Below are 5,320 nucleotides of genomic sequence, written 5' to 3'. Positions count from 1 at the left end.
AAAATTGATCCAAAGACCAGTTAGAGAGTTAGCCAACCTACGTAGTAACCAAGAAGAGGTGGCAGACCAACTATTGAATGAAAGAAAGAGTTACCCTCACATCTATGGTACTACTTATGAGTTGGAAGTAGAGTTTGAAGTAGGAACGAGTGATGTTGTTGGTATCGAATTCCGAACTAGTGAAAATGAAAAAACAATTGTACACTATAATCATCTAACCAAAAAAATAACACTTGATCGAAGTGAATCTGGTAAAGAAGTGGGTACTGCATATGGTACTAAGAGGGCAGTAGCGTACGATGGGGATACCATTACTTTTCAATTGTTTGTCGATGTATCCTCTTGTGAAGTGTTTATAAATGATGGCGATGAAGTATTCACCTCTCGCATCTTCCCTTCAAATTGTAGTACGGGTATTCAGTTTTTTGCACAAGGCGGACAAGCTTCGTTTCAGGCTAAGAAATGGGATTTATCAATGAGAYGATTGGCCCATTGTGGGGTGTTCAACTTGCAAAAAGATATTAATATTAGTGAAGTGGCAAAGAAAGCTGGTGTTTCGATTGCGACCGTTTCAAGAGTGTTTAATAACTCAGGTCGTGTCAAAGATAGCACTCGTAAAAAAATTCAAGCCATTATTGAAGAAACAGGCTACAGACCAAATGTTTTAGCCAGAGAATTGGCGGAGAAAAAAACACATTTAATCGGAATGATTGTTCACAGTCTGACAGGAGAAGGTTTGCCTCGAGCGATTAACGGGGTCAATCAAGTATTAGATGAAAATGGATATAACCTATTAATTGCTTGTTCTGAAGGAAGCTTTGCGAACGAAAAAAAACACTTTGAGTTATTCAGACTAAAACGAGTAGATGGGATCATATTTGCTACGCGTCAGTTTAAGCCAGAACACGCTGAATGGATTAAAAAGCTACCTATACCAGTTGTAGTGTTGCTGCAAGATACACAAGAGCAGGAGATCCCATTTGTGGCGTTTGATAATAAGCGATTTGCAAAAGAAGCTACTAAAACGTTGCTCGAACAAGGTCATCAAGCTGTCGCCTATTTAGGTGGCCCAGAGAACTCTGTTAACTCAGCTGAAAGAAAATCAGGTGTAGAAGAAGCGTTAGGGGAAGTAGGGCTTCAATTGGATCGTGAGTTAATCGGACAAGGAAATTACTTGATCGAGAGCGGATACAATGAGATGGAAAAAATCATTCAAAAGGGAAAGAGGTTTGATTCGGTCATTGCTGTTAATGATGGTATGGCAATTGGAGCATTAAATTGTCTACAAGACCATGGCAKTAACATTCCAAATGATGTATCGGTCCTCGGATTAGATGATACGGTGCTCACCCAAGCTTCTAGGTTAAAACTCTCAGGTGTTCATTATTCTTATACAGACCTAGGTAGGCAGGGAGCGGATATGTTGCTCAGACAAATTGGTCAAGAAGAGATATCATTTGAGAAAATAATGATTCCTTTTGAGGTGAAGCTACGCGAAACAGTAAAGCATAAAGAGAAAGGATGAGAGAAGTAATGAGTAGTAAGCAATGGTGGAAAGAGAGTGTCGTCTATCAAATTTATCCTCGAAGTTTTAATGATAGTAATGGGGATGGTATTGGTGATATTCAAGGGATTATTTCTAAATTAGATTATCTGACAGAACTAGGAATTGATGTAGTTTGGCTCTCACCGGTCTATCAATCACCAAATGATGATAATGGCTACGATATAAGTGATTACGAAGCGATTATGTCTGACTTTGGAACAATGGCTGATTGGGATCAGCTGTTAGAAGAAATGCATACACGAGGGTTGAAACTCGTGATGGACTTGGTGGTTAACCATTCTTCAGATGAACATGATTGGTTTATTGAATCAAGAAAGTCAAAAGAAAACGCATATCGTGACTATTATATTTGGAGACCGGGTCAAGACGGTAAACCTCCAACTGACTGGATCGCTTCTTTTGGTGGGTCTGCTTGGCAATATGATGAGGAGACAGACGAGTATTTCTTACATATGTTTTCAAAAAAACAACCAGATCTCAACTGGGAAAACGAGAAGGTTCGAAAAGATGTTTATGAAATGATGCGTTTTTGGTTGGATAAGGGTGTAGATGGTTTCCGGATGGACGTTATCAATATGATCTCTAAAAAAGAGATTTTACCAACTTATGAGGAATTCCAAGCTGGCTATGCAAAGGCTGAACCGTATCAATTTAATTTACCAGGTGTGCATGATTACTTACGTGAAATGAATGAGGAAGTGTTATCAAAATACGATATCATGACCGTTGGAGAATGCCCGAAAGTGACACCAAGTGAAGCAAAAAAATATACAGCAGAACATAGACAAGAGTTAGATATGGTCTTTCAATTTGAACATATGGGCCTTGATAAATATAAAGGTAAGAGTAAGTGGGAGTTTAAGACGCTCGAGCTTCGGGACTTAAAAGAGAATCTTTCAAAGTGGCAAAATGAGTTAGAGAATGACGGGTGGAATAGCTTATATTGGTGTAACCATGACCAGCCTCGAATTGTATCTCGTTTTGGTGATGATGGTAAATACCACCGTGAATCAGCAACGATGCTTGCGACACTTTTGCATATGATGAAAGGGACACCTTACATTTATCAGGGTGAAGAAATTGGGATGACGAATTGTCATTTTGACTCAATTGACGATTACCGTGATATCGAAACGCTTAATTACTATCAGGAGATGGTAGGGGAACATGGAAAGACTCCTAATGACATCATGCCTTCCATCTATGCGAAAAGCCGTGATAATGCGAGGACTCCGATGCAATGGAATTCAAGTGCAGAAGCAGGATTTACAACCGGTACCCCGTGGATAAAAGTTAATCCTAATTATAAAAAGATTAATGTAGAGAAGGCTTTAGCAGATGAGAATTCTATTTTTCATTACTATAAGAAATTAATCRAGCTAAGAAGGCAGCATGAGGTGATAGTATATGGATCCTATACCTTGCTAGCAGAAGACCACCCAGCTGTATTTGCTTATGAACGAGAACTTGATGGCGAGAAGCTTCTTGTTTTATGTAACTTTTACGGAGAGAGGACAAGCTTCAGTCTAAAAGGTATGAATACTAAACAAGTTCTAATTAGTAATTACGAAGCAGAACTTCCAACAGACGATCAACTAGAGTTAAAACCGTATGAAGCGATCGTTTATCAAATGAATTAAAAGTCCAATAGTGCAGCATATGAGCTAACCATTGTTAGTTCATGTGCTTTTTTTATTTGTACCAAAATGAAGGTGTGAATGTGGTAAGATTTAATATGAAATCGATAACTAAAGCTAACATATAAATATACTAGCATGAGAGATTAGGGGAGGTATATAAAATGTTTAATCAACAAGAAATAGATGCGATCTATAAAGTCATCGCGACACGTCGTGATGTCCGAACATTTTTAACAAATCCGGTAGAAGAAGTAAAAATTCAAAACATCATTGAAGCAGGTCATCAAGGACCTTCCGTTGGCTTTATGCAGCCTTGGAACTTCATCGTGGTGAAAAGTGATGAAGTAAAAGAAAAGCTAGCATGGGCAGCGGATAAAGAGCGTCGTGCTCTAGCAATCCACTATGAAAATAAAGACGAACGACATCAGAAGTTTTTATCATTGAAAATTGAAGGATTGAAGCAAGCGCCTGTCACGATTTGTGTGACATGTGACCCCACTCGTGGTGGCTCTCATGTATTAGGACGTAATTCTATCCCAGAAACGGATATCCTCTCAACGGCATGTGCCATCCAAAACATGTGGCTAGCTGCTACTGCTGAAGGGCTTGCTCTTGGTTGGGTCAGTTTCTATAAGAAAAATGATATTCGTGATATTTTAAATATTCCACCACATATCGAGCCGCTTGCGCTCTTGTCGATCGGTTATACAGATAACTATCCAGATAAACCCATTCTACAATCCTCAGGGTGGGAGAAACGTCGCGAATTAGAGAGCTTGATTTTTAATGAAAAGTGGGATTCTAAACAAGAAGGTTAATAAAAGAGTTTGAGCTCTCACCAGAGGACTCAAACTCTTTTTGATTATAAAGGTAAATCTAAATCGACAGAAGGTGTGATATCCGCCTTGGATACATCTCTCATCATATGAAGAGCTTTAGTATTAGCTTCTGGTGTGTTAGACGCGGAGCAATCACTTGGTACAAAGATACGGTAATCATGCATATATGCGTCATTAGCCGTGAATTGAACGCACATGTCCCCTGCTGCTCCTGTTAATATTAGTGTATCTACATTAAGGTGTTCCAACAGCAGATTAAGAGGCGTAGCAAAGAAGCCGGAGAACTTTGGTTTCAGTATAAAATAATCATTATCTTCATCGGGACGTAGCAATTCGACAATGGGCCGACCCTTYACATCATTTTCAAGGCAATGAGCAACTAGTCGAGGGAAGTCAGACTGCCATTTACCATAATTGTCATTTACATAGATGACAGGAATATTTGCTTTATGTGCTCGTTCTTTTAGAGCCGCAATTTTTTTAGCAGCAGGCAAGGCATGTTTAATGAGAAGCTCTGAATCTTCAAACTCAAAATCGCTAATCATATCTATAATTAATAATGCTGTATTCTTATTTGAGGAATTTGAAAGTTCCATCCTATAGCACCCCTTAAAAGTGGATTTATTCAGAATTTTATGTGAAACGCGTATCGTCATTTAGCTAATATGTTATGATAAACAAAATTACAACAATCCATGCGCGTTTTTTCGCGAAAGGAGATAGAGAGAGATGGAGAGCAAGGCAATTGAACTTTTACGAATTATAGAAGAAAATGGACGCGTTTCCATTCCGACCTTAGCTAAAATGGTAGACGCATCTGAAGAGGATGTAAAGAGGTTATTAAAGAAGCTAGAGGATGATCACATTATTTTAAGTTATTCTGCGGTAATTGATTGGAGTAAGGTTGATCTAAATGAAGGTGTTACAGCAATGATCGATGTAAAGGTTACACCTCAACGTGGGGTTGGATTTGATCAAGTTGCTGAGAGAATTTATCGTTTTCCTGAAGTGAAGGCATTGTATTTGATGTCTGGGGCTTATGATTTATCAGTTGTTATAGAAGGACAGACGATGTCAGAGATTGCGCGTTTTGTTTCAGAAAAATTATCGACAGTGGAATCCGTTTTATCAACAACTACTCATTTTCAATTAAAAAAATATAAGCATGATGGGGTCGTATTTGGAGAAGGAGAAGCGGATCGCCGAATTGTGGTGACGCCATGACAACAAAACAATTAAACAAACGTTTATCTAAAAAAGTTCAAGCGATTCAA

Annotated in this window: 5 protein-coding genes; 4 read left to right on the top strand and 1 reads right to left on the bottom strand. The window is 38.6% G+C overall.

Features of this window, described 5'->3' with window-relative positions; all coding sequences use genetic code 11:
- The 3 genes from AB685_RS25995 to bluB form a co-directional block, all read left to right on the top strand.
- Positions 1-1,525: GH32 C-terminal domain-containing protein (locus AB685_RS25995; RefSeq protein WP_128755948.1), on the top strand; the 1,525-nt coding region annotated here is incomplete at its 5' end.
- Between the two features lie 8 nt (positions 1,526-1,533).
- Complete coding sequence (locus AB685_RS25990) at positions 1,534-3,207, top strand: alpha-glucosidase (protein WP_047973491.1); 1,674 nt, start codon at positions 1,534-1,536, stop codon at positions 3,205-3,207.
- A gap of 161 nt (positions 3,208-3,368) precedes the next feature.
- Positions 3,369-4,025 carry a 5,6-dimethylbenzimidazole synthase gene (gene bluB, locus AB685_RS25985; RefSeq protein WP_047973489.1) on the top strand — a complete coding sequence of 219 codons (657 nt, stop codon included), beginning with the start codon at positions 3,369-3,371 and terminating at the stop codon, positions 4,023-4,025.
- Positions 4,026-4,069: 44 nt separating this feature from the next.
- On the opposite strand, the gene AB685_RS25980 is transcribed toward bluB, so the two are convergent.
- Positions 4,070-4,642: an isochorismatase family cysteine hydrolase gene (locus tag AB685_RS25980; RefSeq protein WP_047973488.1), complete on the bottom strand. Its 573-nt coding sequence runs from the start codon at positions 4,640-4,642 to the stop codon at positions 4,070-4,072.
- A 133-nt stretch (positions 4,643-4,775) separates the two neighbouring features.
- Between AB685_RS25980 and AB685_RS25975 the strand changes: the two genes are divergently transcribed.
- On the top strand, positions 4,776-5,270 hold the full coding sequence (locus AB685_RS25975; RefSeq protein WP_047973487.1) for an Lrp/AsnC family transcriptional regulator: 495 nt from the start codon (positions 4,776-4,778) through the stop codon (positions 5,268-5,270).
- Positions 5,271-5,320: the final 50 nt, after the last annotated feature.

Source organism: Bacillus sp. LL01 (assembly GCF_001037965.1).
This window is presented reverse-complemented; position numbering and strand designations above follow the sequence as displayed.